This window comes from Parafrankia discariae (assembly GCF_000373365.1).
Classification (GTDB): Bacteria; Actinomycetota; Actinomycetes; order Frankiales; family Frankiaceae; genus Parafrankia; species Parafrankia discariae.
In genome coordinates this window covers 1-23,916 of record NZ_KB891232.1, presented here as the reverse complement: position 1 = coordinate 23,916, position 23,916 = coordinate 1, and the positions used below count along the sequence as shown (strand labels likewise).

Sequence of the window (23,916 nt, the reverse complement as noted above, 5' to 3'; positions counted from 1 at the left end):
GATGTCCGGCGCACCGTTCACCGACCGGCCGCCGGTGACAGCCACCCCCGCGGCGACGGCGGCCCGGGGCCAGGGCCAGGAAGGGGGCCAGAGCCAGGACGGCCCCGGGACCGTCGTCGTCGTGGAGCCGATGTCGGCGGGGGAGGCACTGGTGACGGCGGCCACCGACCTGGGGTTCGAGGTCGTGGTCGCGTCGTTCGACGCCGAGGACCGGACCCTGTCGCCGTCGGTCCGGCGTGCCGGCACCGTCGTGCGGGTCGACACCAACGACGACCGCGCGCTCGACGACGCCGTCCTCACCGCCCTCACCGGCCGGCGGGTGGCGGCGGTGCTGCCCGGGTTCGAGTTCTACGTCCCCGCCGCCGCCCGGCTCGCCGCCCGCCTGGGCCGCCCGGCGCTGCCCGTCCGGGCCGCCGAGGCCTGCCGCGACAAGGAACTCATGCGCGCCGCCGTCGCCGCCGCGGGTCTGCGCGTGCCCCGCCACGCGGTGGCCGCGACCGCGGCGGACCTCGCCGCCGCCGCCGAGCACGTCGGCTTCCCGTGCGTGGTCAAACCGACCCGTTCCGCGGGCAGCGTGCACGTCACCCGGGCGGACACCCTGGCCGGCCTGCGCGCCGCCCACCGCCGGATGCTCGACGACCCGCGCCGTGACCTGGGGCGGGCACTCGACGGCAGGGTCCTCGTCGAGGAGTACATCGCCGGGCCGGAGGTCAGCGCCGAGGGCTACGTCGCCGGCGGGCGGAGCACCGTCGTGGCGGTGACCCGCAAGATGCTCGGGCCGGAGCCGTTCTTCGTCGAGACCGGGCATCTCGTGCCCGCCGACCTCCCCGCCCCGGCCCGCGCGGAGATCGACCGGTACGTCGCCGCCGTCACCGCCGCGCTCGGCGTGACCACCGGGCCGTTCCACTGCGAGCTGCGCCTCGCCGGCGGCCGGGACCCGGTCCTGATCGAGCTCGGCGCGCGGCTGCCCGGCGACCACATCGTCGACCTGGTCGAGGCGGTGACGGGGGTCTCGCTGCCGCGGGCCGCCGTCGCCCTCGCCGCCGGCCTCGACGCCGACGTGGCCGTGCGCGCCCCGCAGGCCAAGCACGCGGGCATCCGGTTCTTCACCGCCCCCGGGCTGGTCAGCTACTCGTCGGTCCGGGGCCTGGACGCGGTGGGGCGCGAGCCCGGCGTGTGGGACGTCGCGGTCGCGGTCGCGCCGGGTGAGTCGATCGCACCCGCGGAGGACTTCCGGTGCCGGCTCGGCCACGTGCTCTTCGCCGCGGACTCCGCCGCCGAGGCGGAGCGGCGCTGGCACCACCTCGGCGAGCAGGTGCGCTTTGACTAGGCCCAGCCCCGGGGCCGGGTCCGGCTTCAGGCCCGGATCCGGATCCGGACCGCGGCCGGTGCCCGGGCGGACCCCTCCGGGTACCCCGGTTCACCCGGGCACCCCGGTTCATCTGGTCCTCAACCGGTTCGACGACGAGTTCGGCGACTACGCGCGCTACACCCCGCCGGGCTGCCGGCTGGTGCACATCACGACCCCCGGCGGTCTGGCTGCCGTCGACGGCAGCCGGTTCGGACGTCCGGTGGACGCCGACGAGCCGCTGGAGATCGCCGTCGTGCCCGACACCCGGTTCGAGACCGTCCTGCCGGTGGCGGAGGAGCTGGCGGCCCGGTGGGGCCCGTTCGCCGGTGTCGCCGGCCTGTCGGAGTACGACCTGACCACCGCCGCCCGGCTGCGCGAACACCTGGACGTCCCCGGCGCCCGGCCCGCCTTCGTCCACCGGTTCCGGGACAAGCCGACGATGAAGGCGATGGTCGCCGCCGCCGGCCTCGCCGTCCCCCGGTTCGTCGAACTCACCGCGGCGACGGACGTCGACGGCGTCGTGGAACGGCTCGGCCTGCCGCTGATCCTCAAACCACGTTCGGGGGCGGCGTCGGTGGGCGTGGTGAAGGTGCGTTCCCGGCCCGAACTGCACGCCGCCCTGCCAACCGTCGAGGCGACCGGGTTCGAGGCTGAGGAGTACGTCGACGGGCCGATCCTGCACGTCGACGGGGTCCGCCGCGGCGGACGGCTCCGTTTCGTGAGCGTGTCCGAGTACGTGCACACCTGCCTGGACTTCGCCGCGGGCGCGCCGCTGGGCTCGGTCCTGCTCGACCCGGGACGGCGCCGTGACCGTGCGGTCGCCTTCGCCGCCCGCTGCCTGGACGCGCTGGAGCTGGCCGACGGCGCGTTCCACCTCGAACTGATCGAACCGGCCGCGGGCGGACTCGTCTTCCTCGAGGTCGGTATGCGCTCCGGTGGCGCCGAGGTTCCGTTCCTGCACCGTGACCTGTTCGGCGTCGATCTCGTCGGTGAGGCGTTCCGCGCCGCGCTGGCCCTGCCACCCCTCGGACGTCTACCGGCCCTCGGACGTCTGCCAGCCGGCGGCCCGTTGGGCGGAGGGCCGTCCGGCGGGTGGCTGATCTTCCCGGAGCCGCGGCCCTGGCCGTGCCGCCTGGTCAGCGTCACCTCGATGCGGCACCGGGTTCCCGAGATCGTCGCGGAGCGGATCCCGGTGCCGGGCCGGGTCTTCGACGGCACGGGCGGCTACGAGGACGTCGGCGGCAGCTTCCGGCTGCTGGGACCGGACGAGGCGACCGTCCGCGCCGCGATCCGCGGGATCATCGACGGCTTCCGGATCGTCACGGAACCCCTGGTACCGGCGGGACGGCCAGCGCCGACGGCCACCGCCGAACCAGTGGCGACGGCGGCGGCGACTGCGCTGGCGGCGGCGCCGGGGTCGTCGCCGTCCCGGCCCGTCGCCGCCACCGCCACCGCCGGATGATGTGCGCGCCATGACACCGGACGACCCCGACGACGGGGGGCGCGGGGGGCCGCTGCGGACCTACTTCGTGCTGCGCGCGGTGGGGGCGCTGGCGAACCAGCTGCTGCAGTTCGCCGTCCCCGTGCTGGTCTACGAGGCGACGGGAAGCGCGGCCTGGTCCGGGGTGGCCCTGTTCGTGGAATGGCTGCCCCGGCTGACCTCCCTGCCCCTGGCCGGCCCGCTGGTGGACCGTTTCTCGCTGCGGCGGGTCTACGTCGTCAGCGACGGGGTGCGGTGCGCGGCGGCCTGGCTCGTCGCGCTGCTCGTCACGGTCGACCCGTCGGCGGCACGGACCGGTCTGATCGCGCTGGCCCTGATCGCCGGGGCGTCGTTCGAGCAGTCGTTCGTCGCCGGCGAGAAAGCGATGCTGGTGCTGGTCGTCCCGGCGCGGATGCAGCGGGCGCAGTCGCTGCTCGGCGGGATCGACCAGGCCATGCTGCTGGCCGGGCCGGCGGTGGGCGCGGCGCTCCTACCGGCCGGCCCGGCCGCGACCGTCACGGTGATCGCCGCACTGTTCACCGTCAGCCTGCTGCTGGCCCGCACCCTCCCACGCACCGACCACCCCCCGGCGGGTGCAGCCCCGGGTGCCGTCGGCGCCGCGGCCGCCCCCACGGCGACGCCGCGCCTCGCCGACCTGCGGTCCGATCTCGCCGCCGGCGTCCGGCGGGTCTTCGGCTCGCCGGTGCTGCGGCTCGTCGTGGCCGTCGCCTTCACGGTGAACCTGGCCCTCGGCCTGCTGCTGGCCAGCGGCCCCGCGCTCGTCCAGACCTCCCACGGGCGCAGCGGCAGCGCCCTGGGAGTCGTCTACCTGCTCGGCGGCCTCAGCTCGATGGCCGTCCTCGCGGTGACCAGCCGGGTGATCGACCGGATGGGGCTGGTCGCGGTCGGCGTGGCCTCGGCCCTGCTCTCCCTCGCCGCGTGCACGGCGCTGGGCGTGGCACCCGGGTTCGGCTGGTTCGTGGTGCTGGCCGTCCTCTTCCTGACGGCCGAAAGCGTCTTCACGGTGTTCATCCGCGTGGTGCGGGCCCGCCTGGTCCCGGAGGCGGAGTTCGGCCGGGTCGTCGGCGTGATCGTGCTGTTGAACCTGGCCTCGATGCCCCTGGCCGGCCTGCTCGTAGCCGCCGGCGCGGGATTCCTGCCGCTTCCATGGCTCGTCACGGTCATCGGGGGCGTCGCCCTGGTCGTCGGCGCGGGCCTGCTGTGGCGGCTGTGGCGGCTCATGCCGCAGACCCGGACCCCGGACGCGGACACGGACCGTCGCTGGGTGATTCACGCCCTCGAAACCGTCGCCCTTGAAACGGCCGTCGTCGACGGGATCGTCCTCGACAAGGCCGCCCTTGCACCCCAGCAGGAGACCACGTGAGTATCACGCACCCCCACGCCGGTTTCCGACCCCGGGCGGATGTCGCCGTCCCCGTCCAGTTCGTGATCGGCTCGGCCCGGGGCACCCCGCTGCGCGTGGTTTTCCGCCCGGCCCGCCCGGAGGACCTGGTGGACGTCCACCCGATCTCCGACCCCCAGGCCGTCGAACCGTCCGCTGTCGTGCCTTCCGCCGTCGGACGGATTCCCGTCCGGCGCGGCCCTGGTGACGCCGCCGACGCGGCGGAGTTCCACGTCCTGACGGTGGACGACGCGGTGATGGCGACCGTGGGCCTGCGACCACTGGCCCCGGGAACGACAGGAACGGCGGGGACAACAGGGACGGCGGAGCTGCACGACCTCTGGGTGGCACGGGACTGGCGGCGGCGCGGATTCGGCCGGCTGCTGCTGGCCTGCGCCCTCACCCGGGCCGCGGCGGCCGGGTGCGACCAGGTCGTCCTGCTGCCCCGGACCGCGGCCGGATGGTTCCACCGCCACGGCTTCACCCCGGTGAGCCTCGACGCCCGCCCGGCGGACCGCCGGGCGTTCGCCGACGAGTCCCACGGCCCGGGTCTCCTCGGCCGCGGCAGCGAACCCGGCCATCCCGTGGACCTGCTGTCCCGGCTCTCGGACCCGCGGGTGACGTTCACCCGCTCGGGCCGGGAACTGCGCTGGGATCCGGCGGAGGACACGATTCTCCTGCTCGCCGACTCGGCCGGTGTCCAGCTCGACTCGATGTGCTGGAGCGGGGTGTGCGGCACCTGCCGGTCCACGCTGGTGTCCGGGACGGTCCACTACCTCACGGAACCCACGTGCGACCTGGCCGAGGGGGAGATCCTCCCCTGCGTCACGGCCCCGGTCACCGACATCGTCCTCGACGCCTGACGGGAGCCACCGGGTCGGTGATGGTGGCCGGTCGCTGGTCCCGCGTCATCGGATCCGACCTGGTCGCCCGTCAATTGGGTGGCGGGGTGTGGCGGTTCTCTGCTCGGGTTGTCCGATGCGACAGCGCTACGACGATTTCGCTGACTGGTACGACGCCTATGCGACCCGGGGTGTGGGACTGCCGTTCGCCCGCGCCGCGGACCGCCTCCTGGCGAGGCTTCTCGGCGCCGGCCACGGCCGGCTGTGCCTCGACCTGGGCTGCGGCGGCGGTGCGCACGCCCCCGCGTTGACCGGCCTGGACTGGCAGCCGGTCGGCGTCGACGTCTCCGCGCCCCAGATCGGCCTCGCCCGCCGCAAGGGCCTCACCGCGGTGGTCGCCAGCGCCGAGCGGCTCCCGCTCGGTGCCCGGTCCGTCGACGCCGCCACCATGATCATGACGAGCACCGACTTCGACGACCTGCCCCCGGTGTTCGCCGAGGCCCACCGCGTGCTGCGGCCCGGCGGACGCCTGGTGGTCGTCGGCGCGCATCCCTGCTTCGGCGGCGTCTTCGTCGAACGCGACAGCCGGGGCGCCTGCACCGTCCACCCCGGCTATCGCCGCCACCGGCGCGTCGAGCGGCATCCGCTGCTCGGTGACGGGATCCGCTCCCGGGTCGGGGTCGTCAACGTCCCGCTACCCGTGCTGCTGAACGCGTTGACGGGCGCGGGGCTCGTCCTCGGACAGACCGCGGAGGACGACGGCGACCAGCCGGTCCCGGAACTGCTCGGACTCACAGCCACCCGGCCAGGCCACTGACCACCCCGACCACCCGACCGCGTGCCCCGCCGTCCTCGGCACCCGGCTGTCGCGCCGCCGCCGGGTCGCCGGCTGGCCGCCCTCACTGTCGCCAGCCCGACGGGTCGTGAGCGTTGTGTCACCCTCCGCGCCTCTGATGAGATGCGGACGACGACAGGCAGGAGGGTGCCGTGGACGAGCAGGGTGCCGGTTCGGCGGAGGATCTCGCGGCGTACTTCCTCTCCGGGGAGGGCCTGCGCGATGTGGGGGAGCCCCCGCACGACCACGGGTCCGGGCCCGGGGACGGCACGTCGACGAGCACGCGGGAGTTCGACTACCAGGGCCATCAGGTGAGGATCGAGACCACCTACCGGATCACGATCGACGGCCGGCCGCTCGCCGGCCACGTCGAGGTGCTGCCCTCCGGAGCGGTCCACTACCACCGCTTCCCGCAGTACGCGCCCAGCTCCGCCGTCGACGTGGTGAAGACCGTCATCGACACCCTCTGGGAGAAACCACCCGTCCGCGACGAGCTCGCGGACACCGACGGACCCGGCCAGCCGAACCACGAGCACCCCGACCACACCGGGCACCAGGACCACACGGGGCACACGGGGCACGCCGGAAGCGATCACGGAGATCACCGGTGACGGCCGTCCGGACGAACATCCTTCAGGACCCCAACGCGGCGCGGCGCTACCTCGCCGCGGCCGCCGACCTGAGCAGTGAGCTCACGTCGGTCACCGCGCGCTCGGCGGGCCAGGTCCTCGCCCGGGTGATCCCGGGGTTCCGGATGCGCGGCATCGAGCAGCCCCTGTCGGTGTGGGACCTGTTCGTCATCTGGCACTGGGCCGCGATGCAGCTGGGCACCTCCCCCGACGCGACGATGCGCAACCGGGCCCACGGCGGCCCGGTGTTCCTGCCCTGGCACCGGATGTACCTGCTCCGGCTGGAACAGCAGCTCCAGCGCCACAGCGGCGACCCCGACGCCGGCCTGCCCTACTGGGACTGGGCGAGAGACGGCGGTGATCTCCCGACCACCGCGCAGCGCACCCAGCGCCTGTGGAGCGACACGCTCCTGGGCAGGTCACGCGGCACCGTCACGACCGGCCCGCTCGCCGCGCACCTCGTGCGCATCGAGGAACGCGACGACGGCATCTGGTCCATCCCGCCCCGCCCGGTCGAGCGCGCCGCCGGCACCCAGACCCCCACCCTTCCCCGGTCGGCCGACGTGCGGGCCGCGCTGGACAACGACGACTACGACAGCGCCCCGTGGGACGCCTCCCCCTCCCTCGTCAGCCACCGCAACCTCGTCGAGGGCTGGGTGAACGGGCCGCAGCTGCACAACCGGGTGCACGTCTGGGTCGGCGGCGACATGCTGCCCGGCACCTCCCCGAACGACCCGGTCTTCTTCCTCAACCACTGCAACGTGGACCGCATCTGGGAGTCCTGGATGACCAGCCACGGGCGGATCTACGAGCCCGGGAACGACGAGCCGGCAGCCCCGGCCGGGCACCGGATCGACGACGCCATGATCGCCCTGCTCGACACGTCGCTCACCCCGCGACAGGTGCTCGATCCGGGCACCTGGTACTCCTACGACGTCCTGCCCTGACGCCGGCCACACCGGTCACGTCCACGTCCACTGCATGGGACCGGGCTGGTCAGAGCCGCCATCGGCATCGACCTGCGGCGGGACGGCCGGAGGTAGATCGTTACCGTGGGTCGGTGATGATGCTGTCCGCCGACGACCCGCTGCCCGGCCGTCCTCGACGGGTGCTCGTCGCCGGGACGTCGGGCTCCGGCAAGACGACGCTGGCCCGTCGGATGGCAACGGTCCTCGACATCCCGCACGTCGAGCTCGACGCGCTGCGCCACGGCCCGGCCTGGACGCCGCGGGAGACCTTCCTCGCGGACGTCCACACGTTCAGCGCCGGACCCCGGTGGGTGACCGAGTGGCAGTACGGCCTCGTGCGAGATCTGCTCGCGCAGCGCGCCGAGCTGCTGGTCTGGCTGGCCCTGCCGCGCCGGACGGTCATGCGGCAGGTGGTGCGTCGGACACTGCTCCGGCGGCTGCGCAAAGAGGTGCTGTGGAACGGCAACGTCGAGCCGCCCCTGCGCACGATCCTCACCGACCGCGAGCACGTCGTACGTTGGGCCTGGTCAACCCACCACAAGAGCACCCTGCAGGTGGCAGCCCTGCAGGAGCGGCGGCCCGAACTCCCGATCGTCCGTCTGGACGACCGCGCCGCCGTCGAACGCTGGTGCGCGGGCCCGCTGAGAGCCGCCGGCCGGCGGTAGGCCGACCGGCGTCGTGTCGGGCGCCGCCCGCGGAGCTCCACCGAACAGGAACAGGCTGCCCCGACCCCTGTTCCGCGACGTCGTCGACGACTCGGGCTACCGCTGCCGTTCGACGGTGCGGGCGAGGATCCCCAGGGTGGCCCGCAGGCCGGCCTCCGGGATGACCGGGAAGACACCTTCCCGGTACTCGTCACCGATCGCGCTCCAGTCGTAGTACGACGTCACCAGCGTGCCACCCTCGCTCGCTTCGAGGCGGTAGCCGTACCGGTGCCCGATAGGCGGCCAGTCCTTGACGGTGATCGTCCACTCGATCTCGGTGTTCGGAACGAACCCGGTGATCACGACGGTGACGTCGTACCTCCCCAGCGGGAAGTCGTTCAGGGACTCCCGGTCCATGTGGACGACGAACTCGTCGTCGATCCCGGTGACCGGATCGCCCTGCGCGGACTGGAGCATCCCGGAGCTGTCGATCGTGACGTGCCCGTGCGGATCGCACAGCACCGCGAAGATTCTCTCCGGCGATGCGGCTATCCGCCGCCGTACCTCGAATCGTTCGGTCTCCATCACGCCAGTTTCGCAGGGGTCCAAGCGGTTCGGGTGCGGAGTGCTTTGACGGGACCCGCTCGGAACTGGCCTGCGCCCTACCCGGCACCGCCCGATCGGACCAGCCGGGTTCCCGCCCTCCGGGCCAGCCCGCACCCCGGGTGTCACGCACCGTTACCGGGGAAGGAAAGCGGTCGACAAAGGCCGGGCACCGTTGCTGGACGCGGTGTCGCGCCCAGCAGAGAAATCTCACCGAGGCTCCGCAACTGGATGCGTATCAGGCACCGCATGAGCATTCCGGCGTCGCGCCGATCCGGGCGCCGGACTGGGGAGGTCGCCGTGAACGAGCCGCACACCCACGGAAAGCCGACCAGGAGCAGGCGTTCGACTCGACCGGGACACTCGGGCGTGCTGGGGCGGCTGAGCTGGCACCGGTCGTCGGACGGGCCCGGACCGCAGGACCGGCAGAAGTCGTTGGGCCGGCAGGAGTCGTTGGGCCGGCCTGAGCCGCTTTCCCGGCCGGTTTCCCGCCGGCACGCGGCTCGTTCCCGGGAGGCGTTGCTGCTCGCCAGCGCCGCGCTGACCGCCGCCGGTTTCGTCGGGCTGGCCGTGGGAGGGGGTGCCAGCGCCGTGGCGGGTGGTCCTCCGGCGGGCGCGCCGCCCGGCGGTACATGGTCGGGCGGTGCGTGGTCGGGCGGTGCCGCTGGTCCGTCCGGGATGTGTCCGGGCTCGTCGCTGGCGCTGAGCTCGACCCGCCCGGACCCCGGCGCGGGCAACATCTTCCAGCAGCTCGTCCTGACCAACACCGGTGCGGCGGCCTGCTGGCTGCAGGGATTCCCCCATGTGTCCTTCGTCGGCGACAACGGCCAGCAGGTCGGCGCCCCGGCCGCCCACATCGGCCCGACCGGCCCGGTCGTGTTCCTGAAGCCCGGCGAATCCGCACGCGCGGTCCTGCACACCGTGCAGCCCGGCCTGCAGGTCGGCTGTGACCAGCCGGGGGAGACCGCGCCCGTACGGGCCCTGAAGGTCCACCCGCCGGGATCGATGCACCCGCTGTCGCTCGACCCGGCGGCGGTCGCCACGGCCTGCACGTCGATGGCCGTCCATCAGATGGACGTCACCACGGTCATCGTCGGCTGAGCGCGCGACGGCCCGCGGCGGGCTGGTGTTTCGCCGTCCGGGAGTGGGATCGGTACCCACGCCCGGGCGGCGGAGCCTTCTTCAATGTCAGCGGGGTGCGTTGACGTCCCCGCGTCGACCATCGCGCATCGCTCCTGTCCGCGAGTCAACCACCCCGCGGCGGCCACGCTCCGCCACAGTACCGGCCCGCCCAGCGGTTCTCGGACCTTCCGCACGGTGTGGGGCGCTCGGACCCGGGTCACTGCGGCTTCGCCGGTCCCCGGACAACGCGCCGATGCCAGAAACGCGAACGGGGCGAGCTCCTCCGCCGCCCCGGCCAGGGCAAAGGTGGCTCGACGGGTTTTTCTGGCTCTGGCGAGGATCACGTGATGGGCCTGGGTCGGTGGGACGTGTCGCTGACGTCGCTGGTGATGAGCGAGTAGAGCCACACGTCGCGGCGGCTCCCACCGATGTCCAGGTACTGCCTGAGCCGTCCCTCCCGGTGGAAGCCCGCGCTCTCGAGTACCCGGATGGACCCGTGGTTGGCTGGTTCGACGTGGCCTTCCAGCCGGACGATGGCGGCCAGGCCCAGTGCCCAGCGGCTCAGGAGGGTCAGGGCGGTGCTGGCGGCCCCTGCGCGTCTCCGGCTGGCGACCGTCCAGTAGCCAACTCCGACGACACCGGACTGTTGTCGGTGGAGCACCGTCATCAGGCCGATGGCCGTGTCGGTATCGGCCTCGGTGATGGCGAGGCTGAGCCCCTCTCCCGATGTGTGGCGTCCCCATTGTCGCTCGATGAAAGCGTGCCCGGCCGCCGGGGTGAAACGGCTCGGCACCGTCGTACCTCGGGGGATGACCGGGTCCCGGCTCGCCTCCTCGATGCAAGGAAGATCTTCGTCCTTCCACGGACGGAGCTGTATCCAACCCTCCCACAGCTGGGGAGGCAGCGGAATGACGCCGGGTCGATAGACGGGATCCACTCACCCATTCTCGCGAGCTTGGTGGCTCCCGCCCGGCGGCCGATGGACGTCGACGCTCTCCGAAGATCGGATTCCAGGGTGCCGGGACAGCGTGGACGGCGGCCCGCAGTCGCCGCGAAGGAGCTTTATGGTGCCTCGTCGATGATCATCGCCTGCGCGCCGGGGAACGGGGCCCAGCCGAGGCGGAGCCAGTCGTCCCGGACGGCGTCGAGTGCGTCCCACAGCCGGTGGGGCCCGCCCTGGTGCACCTCCTGAACCCCGGCTCAGTCCCGCTCCACCCGCCCGAACACCCCGGCGGGAGTTCTCGTCGCGGTGAGGATGATCCACGTGCCGCGGATGGTGGTGACCAGCCGGCTGCCGGGGCGCAGCGCGGCCCGGCAGCTCGGCGGAATGCTGGGAACCGAGACCATGGAGACGATCCGGTCGTAGGTGCCGGGCAGCGGGCCGGTGACGTCCACGGTCAGCGCCGTCGGGCACAGGTCGAGGGCGGCCAGCCGGCCGGCGGCGGCGGACACCAGGGACGGGTCGACGTCCAAGGTGGTGGCACGTACCGGGACCCGTAACGGCGGGCGAGCAGGGCCGCCTCGTACCCCGACCCGGTGCCGACGTTGGCGATGTCCAGGCCCCTGAACAGATGCCCGTACCGGTACACGGTCACGGCCGGGCTCGGCGCGGTCGACGACGATGGGCGTGCAGCCGGGCGTGGAAGGCGTCCCATTGCGGACGCAGCAGCGCCAGCCGCTTCTCGCGGAACTCGCCCGCGTCGAGTTCGGTGTGCAGGCGCAGTTCGCGGGAGAGCACCATCGCCTGGTTGATCAGGAAGGGCACCGCGATCCCGGCTTCGCCCACCAGCGCGTCGACGGCGTCCTGGGCGCCGGGGGTGTCGGCGAGCAGGGTGTGCAGCATCGCCAGGTCGAAGCCGGGCAGGAACAGGCCGGTGAACTCGAAGTCCAGCAGCACACACCCGCCGGCCTCGCTGAGCAGCAGGTTGGCCGGCAGCGGATCGCCGTGCCCCACCTGCCCCGGTGGAGGAGCCGCATCGAGCAAGACGTGCAGGGCGGCCCGGTCGTCGGCGTCGAAGAACCCGGCGCGGTGGTAGCGCTCGACCCGGCCGGGGTAGTCGAACACCGGCGCCAGCACGCCGGGCGGCGGGGTCCACCGGGCGAACGCGGTGACGGTGTCCAGCACCGCGTCCAGCGTCGCCGCGGACAGCGGCCGCTCGGGATAGCGCTCGACGTCCACCGGACCGCCGGGAACGTGCTCGACGATCAGGACGCCGCACCCGTCGGTGTGCACCAGCCTGGGCACCCGTATTGGCGGCGGGTTCTCGGCGAATGCCTGGTAGAGCCGGATTTCGTGGATGAACCTGGTCTGCCAGAACTCCTCGTCGGTACGCAGCGCCTTGATCACCACGGGCAGGCCGTGCCAGTCGCCGAACGCGAGCAGGGACTTGTCGCTCGCACGCAGCGTCTTACCGACCACGGCGCCACCGAGATTCGCGTGCGGCACGTGTCAGAAGGCGATCTTCAGTCCGGGTCCCGCGTGGTGACGGGCCAGGCTGAGGTAGGCGAGCGAGTCCCCGTCGACGATGGCGGGGCTGCGCTGGGCGATCGCGGGGGTGCACAGCGCGGAGCCCACGGCCTCGGGGTTGGCCGCGATGCGGCAGCAGCCGGGCTCGGTGGCGGTCAGGCGCAGCCAGATCCCGTCGAACGGGTCGTAGGGTCCGACCTCGACGCCGGACAGGGCGACCGTCCGCTCCCGGGCCAGCACACCGGTGAGGACGTCGGGGTCGATGTCCTGGTCCTGGTGCAGGGCGACGAGGTCGCCGGGGTGGATCGGGGCGCTCCGCTGGCCTTCCTGTCCGATCATGGGGACGAAGCCGCACAGCTCGACGGCGTCGGACACCATCCGGTCACCGCCATGCTCGTCGTGCCGGAAGGCGACCGCGCGGGTCTGGCCCCGCCAGCGCAGCGGAAGGACGAGCCGGCCGCGCGGGGCGAGTTGATCGCACCAGGCGCTCGGGATGTCCCACATCCCCACGGCGGCGATCACCCGATCATGGGACGCGCCCCGCGGGTCACCGAAGGCACCGTCCCGGCGATGACTGTGACGTCGTCGAAGCCGGTCGCGGCCAGGACGGCGGTCGCGCCGCTGGTGACCTCGGGGTCGATGTCGGGGGTCGAGATCGCGACGTTCAACGATGATCCTTCTGGACGGTCGGCGCGTAGGACGCTCAGGCGGGTCCGGCGCGATGAGCGAGGAGCGTCTCCAGCAAGCCTCACCTTTTCTCCGCCCGAGTTGTCGGGCCAGGGGAGGCATTGATCAGCCCCGCCAGCCCCACGGGCGAACCGGTCCGCTGCCAGCGGTCATGTTCACCGCGCAGGGAGGGCCAGCCAGGGACGGACAAGCCCGCCTTGCGGGCACTGCCACCAGGGGGCCGCTTCGTGCACCACCGGCCGCATCGGATGGGGATGGGGATGCCCGGGGCAGGGCGGGACGGGTCCGGAGACACCGTTGTCGGCCAGGACCGTGTGCAGCCAGTCCGCGAGGTCGACCGCGAGCTCGGCGGCGTCACCGCCGGGCTGGAAGAACCTGGCGGCCGTGCCGGTCCGTCCCTGGGCCGACACCGGCCAGTGGCTGATCCAGCCGAGCACGTCCGGCCCGGCCACGGGTGTTCCCGCCCATTCGCCGACCTGAGCTTCGGTGATCTTGTTGCTGGTCACCCATTCCTGTACGCGGGCCAGCTCGGAGTTCTCCGGATCGGCGATGGTGACGGAGAGCCGCCGCGAGTACGGAAGCAGTTCGGTCAGCACCGCCGCGACCATGTTCTCGAGGCTTCCGCGGCCGGCCAGCAGATGCTCGCTGGGGACGAGCGGTGGTTCGTCGGCGCTGGTCGTCACGTCCTCGTCCTCGTGGACGTCTCGCACGGTCCCCCACGCCACGGACAGAGGGAACACATCCCGATGTCTTTCCACCAACGAAATCTATTAGCTGGCCGTCACGCCCACGGTCGCCCGCGACCCCACCTACCGGACCGCCCTCGGCCAGGTCGAGCTCCGCACCGCCTGAGCACCACCTGGACTCCTACCGGCCCGGACGCGCGAATGCCCCGCACTCACCGTCCGGCCTGGCCGGCCCGAAATGGGTTCGCTGAGGCGGCGTTCGGCTGGTTGGCTCACGCTGTGCGCGTCCTCGTCACCGGCGACCGGAGCCCCGTGGGCATGGCGGTCACGGCCGCGTTGGCCACGGCCGGGCATCAGACCGTCGGGTTCGACCTCGTCGACGGTCACGACGTCCGCGACACCGCCGCTGTCGAACGCGCCTGCGCCGGCTGCGACGCGGTGGTGCACCTGGCCGCCGTCGACGAACCCGCCACCGACCCGGACCTGGCACGGTTCGGACCCGCCACCACCGGACCAGACCGGCTGATCTTCGAGACGAACGTGCTCGGCACCGGCAACGTCCTGCGGGCAGCCGAACGCCACGGCCTGTCGCGGGTGATCCTGATGAGCAGCGTGCACGTACTGGGATGCTTCGGCGGCCGCGGCAAACCCGTCTACCTGCCCCTCGACGACCAGCACCCCGCCGCCCCCGCGGGGCCGTATGCCCTGTCGAAGTGGCTCGCCGAGCAGATGTGCGCGGCCGCCACCACCGCGACCGGCGTCGCCACGGTCTGCCTGCGCCCACCGGGGGTGTTCACTGCCGCGACCTACACCGGCATCCGGTGGGCCCGGCGGGACAGCCCCTCCTTCGAATGGTCCCCGATCTGGGAGTACGGCGCCTTCCTCGATGTGCGCGACCTCGCCACCGCGGTCGAGCGTGCGCTGACCGTCCCGCTGGCCGGCCATCACCGGCTCCTGCTGTGCGCCGCCGACATCTCCTCGGCCGAGCACGGCTCCCGCGAGCTGGTGGGACGGCTTCTTCCCGACGTGCCGTGGCGGGGCGGCCCCGAGTACGACGACGAACCGTTCCGGTCGCTGATCGACACCGCCGGCGCCCGTTCCCTGCTGGGCTGGACACCCCGCCACCGCTGGCGGCCGGCGTCGTCCGCGCACGAGTGACACCTCGCTCCCCGGCAGACCGGGCGTGCCTCCGAGGGGGCCCTCAAGAATCGCGCAGGGCCGGTCGGACAGGCCGTCGGCGCACCCGAACCCGCCTTGGTAGCCTCGGCCGGCCAGCGGTGGGCGCCGCTCGTCGTCGGCAGCGGGCGGTGGACGGCCGCCTCCTGGCAGTCCACCGAGCAGTACCCGGCTGCCCCGACGATCGGCACCAGGATCTCCTCGACGCACCAGCGGCACACGATCAGCACCGGCCCATCATGACCGAACGAAGACGTTTTCCCTGGTCAGAGACCACAGGCAGCCCTTGATTGTGGGCTGCGGCCGCATTCTGCTGTGCCCCTTCCGGAGAAGGTCGCCGATTCGGTCGATCACCGTGGAACTGTCGTATCCAGCATCTAACGTGTGGTGGCACCTGGCAGGAAGGCGGCCGATGTGAACGAAATCCTCGGCGAGCTCGCACGCGTTCGTGATGCCTTCGACAAGCCGACCCTGCAGTTGCTCGATCGCAAGTGGGCGCCGCTGGTCCTCGCCGTCTTCCGCACGACATTCACTCGGGACGAGCGCGCCGTTCCTGCCGAGCGCCTGCACCAGCAGGTCGACAGCTATCTCGACGAGCTCCGTCTCGTCGGGGAGCAGGTTCCCGACGGCGCCGGCCGGGCCCTGTGCGTGCAGTGGCTCAGCCACAACTGGCTTGTCCGCACCCGCGCCGACGACGGCACCGAGCACTACACCCTCACCTCGCACGCCCTCGAAGCACTCGACCTGGTCCAGTCGCTCACCCGTAACCGCACCCTCATCAGCGAGTCACGGATCCACACCATCCTCGACGTCGTCCGCCGCTTCGCCACCGACGCGAGCCCCGACCGGCAGGCGCGCGTCGAGCGGCTCAACACGCGGATCGAGGAGCTGACCGGTGAACGCGACCGTCTCGAAGCCGGTGGCGAGATCGAGCCTGCCACCGACGACCAGATGCTCGACGGCTACACGAACCTGTTGTCGCTGATCGGGCAGCTGCCCAGCGACTTCAAGCGGGTCGAGGAAGCGGTCGCCGGCATGCACCGGCAGATCATCAGCGACTTCCGTGGTGAGACCCGCCCGATCGCCGAAGTCCTCGACGACTACCTCGCGAAGTCCGACTCGCTGATGAAGCTCACCGCGGAAGGCCGCGCGTTCGAGGGCGCGTTCGCCCTGTTACGGGACGAACCGCTGCTCGTCGACCTACGCCGCGACCTCGACATCATCCTGACGCACCCGTTCGCGCAGGCACTCAGATGCCCGCCGAGCAGCGCGAGTTCCGCCGCACCGTGAAGATCATCCGAGATGGGATTCAGGATGTCCTCACCCAGCGGCAACGTCTGTCCGCGACGCTGGCCGATCACATCCGCCACTATGACGTCGTCCGTGACCGCGAACTCGACGCCACCCTGCGGCAGATCAACCAGCAGCTCGAGATATGGATGCGCACGGCCGGCCCACGCTCCACCATCGGCGTCGAACTCGTCCCCGAGAAGATCGAAATCGAGTACCTGCGAGAACGCTTCTGGGATCCCGCCGAGGCCGCCCCGCCACCGCCGCTGGAGAACGTCTCCGACACCGCCCCGCCCGCGCTCGACTTCGACGCCATCCGTAACCAGGGCGGTCCCACGCTCACCCGGCTCCGTGAGGCACTCATCGCCGCCGCGGCCGCCGGCGGGCTCGACAGCGTCGCCGACGTGTTTGCCGCGCTGCCCGACGACCTGCGCCGGCCTGTCGAGCTCCTCGGGCTCATCCACCTGCTTCTCGGCGCCCGCGCCGATGACCCCGACAGCGACGTGCAGGACGCCGAAACGCTCGTCGCCGCGCTCACGCGGGAGGAACAGGTCGAGGCGATCCGCCCTGACGGCACCCGCCGGATCTTCGCTCTGCCGGTTCTACCGCTCCGCACGACCGACGCCGACGACCTCGCGGAAGGAGCCCGGCCTTGACCACCACAGCCGGCACCGCCTCCAGTGACCGCAACCCCGGCCAGCCGGCCCAGCGACACCCCGACGGCCACCGCGCGCAGGTTCCGGCAGCCGCCTTCAAGCCGGCCGCGCTGGGCTCCGTCGACGATCTCGACACCGACGATGATCCCGGCGAGGCCGGCAGCGACCCGTTCGTCGACGGGCCCGGCGTCATCGGGGACGCCGACATCGACGGCCGCAGCCTGTCGCTGTTCGAGGGGGACGAGGGCTCGCTGACCTACGAGCAGCGCCGCACCCTCGTCTACCTCCTCAAACACCGCTACGTCAGCGCCGAGCAGAACCCTGCCGAATGGCACACTCTCCTGGACTCGCGCCTCGTGCTGCGGTCCCGGCTCAACGACCTGTTCCTCGACCTGCACGTCGACCCGCACGCGCAGGTCGCGTTCAAGCGTCGAGCCATCCCCGAAGGCGACGGGCAGTTCCCCACGCTGCTACGCGACACCGCGCACACCCGTGAAGAGACCATCCTGCTGATCTTCCTGCGGCAGCGGTTCCGGTCCGAACGCGCCGACGGCGCCGACGCCGTCCTCGTCGACCGAGACCAGCTCCTCGACGCCGTCGCGCACTTCCGTCCGCCGGATGCCAACGACCGCTCCGGCGATGCCCGCAAGGTCGAGAACGCGATCCTGCAGCTGCAGCGCTCCGGCATCCTGCTCAAGACCGCGGACGAGCAGCGGCTGCGCGTCGCCCCCGTCATCGAGGTCCTCCTCCCGCTGCCGCGCCTGCGGGAGCTCCGCGAACTCCTGCTCACCTTCAACCGCCAGAGCAGCCCGGCCGGTACCGGTCACCGTGCCCAAGCGGATGAGCTCGACCTCGGCACCGAGCCCGCCGTCGACAGCACCGGCCCGGGGGAGGACCTCGGCTGGATCACCGCCGCCGCCGACGACACCGACCCGGCAGCGGGGCGCGCATGAGCCAGCCGGCGCTGCTGCCCGACCCGGCCGAGGCCGGCGAGACCCAGTGGTGTGCCGAGGCGATGCAGTTGGTCAACTGGGGTGGTTTCCACGGGCACACCGTCATCGAGTTCGACGCGGAAGCAACCCTGATCTCGGGCGCCTCCGGCACCGGGAAGTCGACCATCCTCGACGCCTACCTCGCGCTGATGATGCCCTCGGACACCCCGTTCAACGGCGCGTCCAACGATGCGGCCACCGGCCGCGCCCGTAACCCGGAGCAGCGCAACCTGCTCTCCTACCTGCGTGGCAAGACCGACGACAGCCGGGAGGCCGGCACCGGGGTGCTCACCGACAAGGTGCTGCGCGGCGTCGACGGTCCCACCTGGGGTGCGATCGCGGTGACGTTCACCGACCGTGTCAGCCGCCGGATCACCGCGCTGCGCTGCTACCACGTGCCACGCGGCGCGGTCGCGTTCAAGGACATCACCATGAAGATGGCGGCCCTCAACGGGCGCCTCGACCTGCGCGAACTCGAGCCGCTGGCCGCGGCCAGGTTCAACAAGCAGACCCTGACGACCCGCTGGCCGTCGATGTTCGTCGCGACCGGCTACACCGACTTCGCGCAGTGGCTGTTCGGCCGGCTCAGCATCGGCGCCGGGGGCGACGGCGCCAAGGCGTTGCGGCTGCTCGCCCGTATCCAGGCCGGGCAGCAGGTCCGCACCGTCGACGGGCTGTACAAGGCGATGGTCCTCGAGCAGCCCGCCACCTACGCTGCCGCCGACAACGCCGCGAAGCATTTCGACGACCTGGACGCGTCCCACCAGGAGATGCAGACTGCCGCGGAGAAGCAGCAGACACTCGCGCGGCTGCCGGAGCTGTGGGACGAGCGTGAGCAGGCCCGTGCCACCGAGCGGCTCATCGACATCCTCGGTGCCACCCGCGCCGGCGACACGCCGTTCCTGCTGTGGCAGCTGCGCACCCGCGACGAGCTCCTCGACACCGCTGTCCGTACCACCCTCAGATCCCTCGCACTGCTCCAAGAGCGAGTCGGTACCGCTCGTGATGAGGAGAAGCGACTCAAGGGCGAACTCACCGCTGTCGAAAAGGCGCAACGCGACGCCGGTGGCGATGCCATCGAACAGCTCAAGGCCGAGATCGAGGCCGCCCAGGCCGTCCGTGACACCGCCCGCGACCGGCGTGCTCGCTTCGCCGAGGGTACAGCCGCCCTCGGGATCGACCCGGCGACCGAGGCCGACTTCGCCGCCGCGCAGACCGCCGCCGAAGCGTTCATCTCCGAACTCCCGGTCAAGATCAAAGACTTGTCCGACGAGCAGCAACAGCTACGTAAAAAGGGCTGGCCCGCGCAGGCACGCCACGCCGACCTGATCGCCGAGCGGAAGTCGCTCACCGGGCGCAGCGGCCGCGTCCCGCGCCGGCTCCACGAGGCACGACTGGCGATCGCGGACGCGGCCGGTCTCGACCCGGCCCAGCTTCCGTTCGTCGCCGAACTCATCGACGTCGCACCCGACGAGCAGGCCTGGCGCACGGCCGCCGAAGTCACCCTTCACTCGATCGCACGCATCATGCTCGTCGACGACCAGCGCCTACAGCAGCTCTCCCGCGCCATCGACCCCATCCGTCTGCCGCTGCGCGTGCAGTTCGAAGGTGTCGCGCTGCGCCCCCACGTCGAGGAACCCGGCGATCCGCGGTACGTGTCCGGGAAGCTGCTGTTCAAGCAGTCACCGTTCAGCTGGTGGATCCGCGAGCGCGTCACCCGCCGCGGGGCCGACCATCTGTGCGTCGAGACACCCGCGGACCTCGATGGGGACGGGCCACGCGTGACCCGCAACGGGCAGACCCGCCACGGCCGCCGCGGCGCGCACGGCGACCTCGCCGAGGTGTCCATCATCGGGTTCTCCTCCGCCGACCGCCTCGTCGAGATCGATGCCGAGATCAAGGATCTCAGCACCGAGCTGGGCGACCTCGGACGTCGCGAAGCCGGGTTCGACGCGCAGGAGCAGCAGCTGCGCCAACTTGAGGGCGCGTACATACGGGTGCAGGCCACCGCATGGGCAGACATCGACGTGGACGGCGCCCAGGCACAGCTGACCCGTAAGCAGGGCAAGCTCGCCGAGCTGCTGGAGAACAACGACGTCCTCGCCGCCCTCGACGAGCAGCACTCGCGCCTCGACAGAGAGCTGTCAGAAGCCCGAACCGAGTTCGTCCGGGCGAAAGACCAACTCGCCATCGACGAGGTCGCGCACGGGAAGCTGTGCGAGCGGCAGGAAGAGACAACGCTCGCGCTCGACCGCATCGACGCCGAGGGCACCGTCACCCTCACCGACGACCAGCACGACTACCTCGACACGGCTTTCACCGAGGTCGGCAACCTCGACACCCTCGCCGACTTCGATCGCAGCCTGCCCAGGCTCCGCTCCCGCCTGATCGAAAAATCATCCCAGGCCCAGGCCAAGGCCACCGACGCAACCACCACCATGACCGGCATCTTCGGGCAGTTCCAGGCCCGCTGGCCCGACCCCAACCGCGGCGTCGGCGTCGACTCCTACTCCGAGTACCGCGACATCCTCGACAAGATCGTCGCGACCGGCCTCGCGGAACGCCGCGAGGAATGGCGTCGTCGCCTCTCCGAATGGACCGGGCAGGACCTCGTCCCACTCTCGGGGGCGTTCGCCGCCGCCCTCGACGAGATCCGCGCCCGCCTCGACCCGAGCAACGACATCCTCGCCACCCTGCCCTTCGGCCCCGCCAACGACCGGCTGTGCATCTCCCTGCGGGTGCTGCACTCCGACGATGTCGCCCGCTTCCGCAAGGAGCTCACGCGCCTCGCCTCCGGCGTCACCGACAACGTCAGCGACGAGCAGGCCGAGCAGCGGTTCCAGCAGCTACGGGCTTTCATCGGCCTGCTACGCAAACCCGACGACGGCGCCCGGCCGGCAGGTGTCAATCGCGACGTGTACCTCGACGTACGCCGACACGTGGAGATCACCGCGGTCCGCGTCGACGCACATGGCCGCGAGCTCGCCACCTACGCGTCCCTCGGCGGTAAGAGCGGCGGCGAGACCCAGGAACTCATGGCGTTCGTCGTCGGCGCCGCGCTGCGCTACCAACTCGGCGACGAGGACCGCCTGCCCCGGTTCGCCCCGATCTTCCTCGACGAGGGATTCATCAAGTCCGACTCCGAGTTCGCCGGCCGGTCGGTCCAGGCCTGGAAGAAACTCGGATTCCAACTGATCGTCAGCGCCCCCCTGGACAAGGTGACGGCTCTCGAGCCCGCCATGCCACTCATCCTCACCGTCACCAAGTCCCCGAAGGGCTACTCGCACGTCACCCGACTGCGAGCCGTCAACGACACGATCCCGGCAGCCAGGACCACCCCGGCCAAGCCGCCGCGGTGAAGACTCCCGAACGGATCGTCACCGAGGTCACCGCCCGCCTGACCCGCAGCTGGCCGCAGGCCGCCGCCGCGCTGAGCGGGACCGCGCACGCGGACGCGCACACACCGGGGGCTTCCCAGACACCGACGTGGCCCCATTCGTTTCCCCTCGGAGGGCCGAGCGGGAAAGAACTCGAGCAGCACTTTCCCGCCTACCAGAGCCAGGTCCTCGCCTGGCGGCAATGGCACGCCAGCCAGGACGGACCCGGCATCACGCTCATCGACGCGACTCGCCGGGTCCACGGCACCACCCAGACCATCCCGACGCACCTGCGGGTCGACGGCGTCGACGCCGCGGCGGCGCTGTGCGGCCGCGAGTGGACGACCCGACTCGCACGGGCCAGAAGCCGCGCCACCACGCTCGTCGAACGATTCGGGGCGCGGGAGGACCTGCCGCGCGTCCTGCGCGACGTCGACACCTGGAGCGCCACCGACTTCACGCTGCTGTGCGACGCCGCCGCCTGGTTCCGCGACCATGACGCCACCGGCCTCACCCCACGCCAGGTCCCCGTCCCCGGCATGCACGCCAAATGGCTCAACACCCGCCAGCACCTCGTCGCCGCACTCGCCGACCTCGACACGCTGCCCCTCGCCCCACCACACCCGGCACGCGTCCACCTCACCTACCTCGACCCGCGCCACCGCGCCGCCGGCGGCCGGCACCACGACTGCATCAGCATCGGCGACCATGTCACGCTGCCCTACCCACCGCAGGTCGTCGTCATTTCGGAGAACAAGGACACCGCCGTCGCGTTCCCCCCGGTACCCGGCGGCGTCAGCATCGAAGGCGGCGGATTCGGCGGCGCCACAGCTGCCGCCCTTCCCTGGCTGACCACCGCGCCGCTGCTCGTCTACTGGGGCGACCTCGACGCGTCCGGCTTCGAAATCCTCGACGGCTTCCGCGCCGACGGCGTCCCCGCCGCCTCGATGCTCATGGACATCGCGACATTCGACCGGTACGAGCCATTCGGTACCGCACTCGACCGCCGCGGTGTCCCACTCGGCCCTGGCCAGCGGCGCGACCTACCCCACCTGACCACCGATGAGCGCGCCATGTACGACACCCTCACCGACCCCGCCTGGACACGGCACCGGCGCATCGAACAGGAACGCATCCCCCTCGCCGACGCGCTGGCCGCATTGCGACGACTTCAGCCACGCACCCCGTATTAGCCGCAAACTTGCCGGCTCGACCGGCTCGACCGGCTCGCCATCGACGCCGAGCACGGCCGCCGACCACGTCCGCTCATCGCCCCGGGGAGCCAGTGGCCGAGCAGCCGGCGCCCCCGCTCGACGTTTCCACCGGGGCCACCCGGGGTGGCGGCGCCGGGAGATCAGGGGATCAGGGCTTGCGGGCGAGGCCGCCGTACATGTTGACCTTGGCGTCGGTCACCTCGTCGCCCACGTCCTGCGGGCGCCAGCGGCCTTACCGCCTGCACGCCGGGCTCAACCAGTTCGAGGCCGTCGAAGAAACGCTCGACCGCGGCGCGGGGGCGTGGGTTGACGACGACGCCGCGCTGGCCGTAGACGGCGGCCATCCGCCAGATCTCGTCCGGCGCGAAGTCGGCGGTGAGATGGGTCAGGGCCAGATAGCTGCCGGACGGAAGCTCGTCCAGATACCGACGGACGAGACCGTGGGGGTCGGCGGAGTCCGGAAGGAAATGCACGACGGAGATCAGGCCGAGTGCGACCGGTCGGGTCAGGTCCAGGGTGTCGCGTAGCTCGGACGAGGTGAGGATCCGTTCGGGTTCCGCCAGGTCGGCGTCGAGATAGGCGAGGCCATCTTCGAACCACTTCCATACGGCGTCCGGGCGCGGCGCGGATATGCGGCCAGCTCTGCGCGACGGTCCGGGCAATTGGCCGTGGCGTCGTGGGCCTCCCCGGTCGGCCGAACGACCTCTGAATCCGACCCTTACCGGCCTGTGCGGCCCGGGCCGGTAAGAGTTTCGGATCGGTCAGCCGGACCGGCGGCGAGCGCGGCTTTGGCGACGGGGGCGAACAGCCGGAGCGTGTCGGCGAAGTAGCGGGTGGAGGACACACCGAGCAGGCGCAGGGCGGCGCGATGGTTGATCGCGACCACCGCCGCGGACACAGCGAGGAGGGCCCACCACGCGGCGGCGAGCAGGGCGCGCTTCGGCACGGGCAGGCCGGCGAGGTCCAGCCGCAGGCGGCGGATGTGGAAGGGAACGTGCTCCTGCTCGTCGCTGAGGATGCGCGCCACGACCTCGCGGGTCAGCCGGTCGCCGACGCCGTCACGGACCACCTGGAAGTAGCGCAGCGTGCACACCTCGGCGACAGTCAGGACCAGCACCTCGCGCGGCAGGCGGGCCCGCCAGCGCAGCGAGCGGAAGATGGTGTCACTCCAGTGCGCCGCGATCGTCGGCCGCCCGGCCGCGGCGAGCAGCCGGGCTAGTGCCGCATCCGTGAAGGTTTGCCCGTTGTGAGGGCGCGCCGGGTCGGGTCCCGCAGAGGCCTGGCTGTCCGGCTGATGATCTGTGGTGTGGCGGAACGGGTGGGGGTCCGGGAGATCGATCCGGACGAGGGGCAGCGGCTGTTGCGGATCGTGCGCCGTTCGTCGGGGTCGGTGGTGACGTGGCGGCGGGCGCAGATGATCCTGCTCTCCGCGCAGGCCATGACCCCAGGCAAGATCGCGGAGGTGACGTTCACGTCCGAGGACCGGGTCCGCGAC

Annotated in this window: 26 protein-coding genes and 1 pseudogene; 17 read left to right on the top strand and 10 right to left on the bottom strand. The window is 72.0% G+C overall.

Annotated features, from left to right (window positions below; genetic code table 11):
- The first annotated feature begins 1 nt into the window (after position 1).
- From B056_RS39645 to B056_RS0122880, 8 genes are all read left to right on the top strand, one after another.
- On the top strand, positions 2-1,330 hold the full coding sequence (locus B056_RS39645) for an ATP-grasp domain-containing protein (RefSeq protein ID WP_018504193.1): 1,329 nt from the start codon (positions 2-4) through the stop codon (positions 1,328-1,330).
- A gap of 58 nt (positions 1,331-1,388) precedes the next feature.
- Positions 1,389-2,813, top strand: a complete 1,425-nt coding sequence (locus B056_RS37665) for an ATP-grasp domain-containing protein (protein ID WP_018504192.1) — start codon at positions 1,389-1,391, stop codon at positions 2,811-2,813.
- Between the two features lie 10 nt (positions 2,814-2,823).
- Positions 2,824-4,215: an MFS transporter gene (locus tag B056_RS0122905; protein WP_018504191.1), complete on the top strand. Its 1,392-nt coding sequence runs from the start codon at positions 2,824-2,826 to the stop codon at positions 4,213-4,215.
- Positions 4,212-5,096 (top strand): GNAT family N-acetyltransferase, encoded by an 885-nt coding sequence (locus B056_RS0122900; RefSeq protein WP_018504190.1) that lies wholly within the window; start codon positions 4,212-4,214, stop codon positions 5,094-5,096. The genes B056_RS0122905 and B056_RS0122900 overlap by 4 nt, the downstream gene beginning before the upstream one ends.
- Positions 5,097-5,211: 115 nt before the next feature.
- Entirely contained in the window at positions 5,212-5,892 is a 681-nt protein-coding gene (locus tag B056_RS0122895; RefSeq protein WP_018504189.1) for a class I SAM-dependent methyltransferase, read from the top strand.
- Positions 5,893-6,062: 170 nt separating this feature from the next.
- Positions 6,063-6,521: a hypothetical protein gene (locus B056_RS0122890; RefSeq protein ID WP_018504188.1), complete on the top strand. Its 459-nt coding sequence runs from the start codon at positions 6,063-6,065 to the stop codon at positions 6,519-6,521.
- The gene (locus tag B056_RS0122885) at positions 6,518-7,486 is read left to right on the top strand and encodes a tyrosinase family protein (protein ID WP_018504187.1); all 969 of its coding nucleotides are present in this window, start codon (positions 6,518-6,520) and stop codon (positions 7,484-7,486) included. Before B056_RS0122890 ends, B056_RS0122885 begins: the two co-directional genes overlap by 4 nt.
- Before the next feature lie 116 nt (positions 7,487-7,602).
- The gene (locus tag B056_RS0122880) at positions 7,603-8,172 is read left to right on the top strand and encodes a P-loop NTPase family protein (RefSeq protein ID WP_018504186.1); all 570 of its coding nucleotides are present in this window, start codon (positions 7,603-7,605) and stop codon (positions 8,170-8,172) included.
- A gap of 96 nt (positions 8,173-8,268) precedes the next feature.
- On the opposite strand, the gene B056_RS0122875 is transcribed toward B056_RS0122880, so the two are convergent.
- Positions 8,269-8,736, bottom strand: coding sequence for an SRPBCC family protein (locus B056_RS0122875; protein ID WP_018504185.1), 468 nt, complete (start codon positions 8,734-8,736; stop codon positions 8,269-8,271).
- Between the two features lie 318 nt (positions 8,737-9,054).
- Here B056_RS0122875 and B056_RS0122870 point away from each other — a divergent pair, with 318 nt between their 5' ends.
- Entirely contained in the window at positions 9,055-9,855 is an 801-nt protein-coding gene (locus B056_RS0122870) for a DUF4232 domain-containing protein (RefSeq protein WP_026240033.1), read from the top strand.
- Between the two features lie 361 nt (positions 9,856-10,216).
- On the opposite strand, the gene B056_RS37660 is transcribed toward B056_RS0122870, so the two are convergent.
- From B056_RS37660 to B056_RS0122840, 7 genes are all read right to left on the bottom strand, one after another.
- The gene (locus tag B056_RS37660) at positions 10,217-10,813 is read right to left on the bottom strand and encodes a GNAT family N-acetyltransferase (protein WP_230203133.1); all 597 of its coding nucleotides are present in this window, start codon (positions 10,811-10,813) and stop codon (positions 10,217-10,219) included.
- 125 nt (positions 10,814-10,938) lie between these two features.
- Positions 10,939-11,061 (bottom strand): hypothetical protein, encoded by a 123-nt coding sequence (locus B056_RS45455; RefSeq protein ID WP_018504182.1) that lies wholly within the window; start codon positions 11,059-11,061, stop codon positions 10,939-10,941.
- A gap of 15 nt (positions 11,062-11,076) precedes the next feature.
- Positions 11,077-11,349, bottom strand: coding sequence for a hypothetical protein (locus B056_RS43680; protein WP_018504181.1), 273 nt, complete (start codon positions 11,347-11,349; stop codon positions 11,077-11,079).
- Between the two features lie 118 nt (positions 11,350-11,467).
- Complete coding sequence (locus B056_RS0122850; protein ID WP_018504180.1) at positions 11,468-12,322, bottom strand: phosphotransferase; 855 nt, start codon at positions 12,320-12,322, stop codon at positions 11,468-11,470.
- Positions 12,323-12,325: 3 nt separating this feature from the next.
- Complete coding sequence (locus B056_RS37650) at positions 12,326-12,865, bottom strand: class I SAM-dependent methyltransferase (RefSeq protein ID WP_018504179.1); 540 nt, start codon at positions 12,863-12,865, stop codon at positions 12,326-12,328.
- On the bottom strand, positions 12,862-13,011 hold the full coding sequence (locus tag B056_RS44655) for a hypothetical protein (RefSeq protein WP_018504178.1): 150 nt from the start codon (positions 13,009-13,011) through the stop codon (positions 12,862-12,864). Before B056_RS44655 ends, B056_RS37650 begins: the two co-directional genes overlap by 4 nt.
- 174 nt (positions 13,012-13,185) lie before the next feature.
- Positions 13,186-13,755, bottom strand: a complete 570-nt coding sequence (locus tag B056_RS0122840) for a hypothetical protein (RefSeq protein ID WP_020572647.1) — start codon at positions 13,753-13,755, stop codon at positions 13,186-13,188.
- A 162-nt stretch (positions 13,756-13,917) separates the two neighbouring features.
- Between B056_RS0122840 and B056_RS0122835 the strand changes: the two genes are divergently transcribed.
- From B056_RS0122835 to B056_RS39630, 7 genes are all read left to right on the top strand, one after another.
- Positions 13,918-14,874, top strand: a complete 957-nt coding sequence (locus B056_RS0122835) for an NAD-dependent epimerase/dehydratase family protein (protein ID WP_268258387.1) — start codon at positions 13,918-13,920, stop codon at positions 14,872-14,874.
- A 96-nt stretch (positions 14,875-14,970) separates the two neighbouring features.
- Positions 14,971-15,135, top strand: a complete 165-nt coding sequence (locus B056_RS43000) for a hypothetical protein (RefSeq protein ID WP_018504175.1) — start codon at positions 14,971-14,973, stop codon at positions 15,133-15,135.
- A 171-nt stretch (positions 15,136-15,306) separates the two neighbouring features.
- Positions 15,307-16,182 carry a DUF3375 family protein gene (locus tag B056_RS44650; RefSeq protein ID WP_026240031.1) on the top strand — a complete coding sequence of 292 codons (876 nt, stop codon included), beginning with the start codon at positions 15,307-15,309 and terminating at the stop codon, positions 16,180-16,182.
- Positions 16,146-16,838: a DUF3375 family protein gene (locus B056_RS44645; RefSeq protein WP_026240030.1), complete on the top strand. Its 693-nt coding sequence runs from the start codon at positions 16,146-16,148 to the stop codon at positions 16,836-16,838. Before B056_RS44650 ends, B056_RS44645 begins: the two co-directional genes overlap by 37 nt.
- Entirely contained in the window at positions 16,835-17,791 is a 957-nt protein-coding gene (locus B056_RS39635) for a DUF4194 domain-containing protein (RefSeq protein ID WP_018504174.1), read from the top strand. The genes B056_RS44645 and B056_RS39635 overlap by 4 nt, the downstream gene beginning before the upstream one ends.
- A complete protein-coding gene (locus B056_RS37640; protein WP_018504173.1) occupies positions 17,788-21,189 on the top strand; it encodes an ATP-binding protein in 3,402 nt (1,133 codons plus the stop codon). The genes B056_RS39635 and B056_RS37640 overlap by 4 nt, the downstream gene beginning before the upstream one ends.
- The gene (locus tag B056_RS39630; RefSeq protein ID WP_018504172.1) at positions 21,186-22,400 is read left to right on the top strand and encodes a Wadjet anti-phage system protein JetD domain-containing protein; all 1,215 of its coding nucleotides are present in this window, start codon (positions 21,186-21,188) and stop codon (positions 22,398-22,400) included. Before B056_RS37640 ends, B056_RS39630 begins: the two co-directional genes overlap by 4 nt.
- Before the next feature lie 161 nt (positions 22,401-22,561).
- Here B056_RS39630 and B056_RS37630 read toward each other — a convergent pair whose 3' ends face one another.
- Both B056_RS37630 and B056_RS37625 read right to left on the bottom strand, forming a co-directional pair.
- Positions 22,562-23,083, bottom strand: coding sequence for an SAM-dependent methyltransferase (locus B056_RS37630; RefSeq protein WP_051105718.1), 522 nt, complete (start codon positions 23,081-23,083; stop codon positions 22,562-22,564).
- A 56-nt stretch (positions 23,084-23,139) separates the two neighbouring features.
- Positions 23,140-23,538: a hypothetical protein gene (locus B056_RS37625; protein ID WP_018504170.1), complete on the bottom strand. Its 399-nt coding sequence runs from the start codon at positions 23,536-23,538 to the stop codon at positions 23,140-23,142.
- 189 nt (positions 23,539-23,727) lie between these two features.
- Between B056_RS37625 and B056_RS37620 the strand changes: the two are divergent.
- Positions 23,728-23,916 (top strand): annotated as a pseudogene (locus tag B056_RS37620) (IS630 family transposase); the annotation flags it as partial.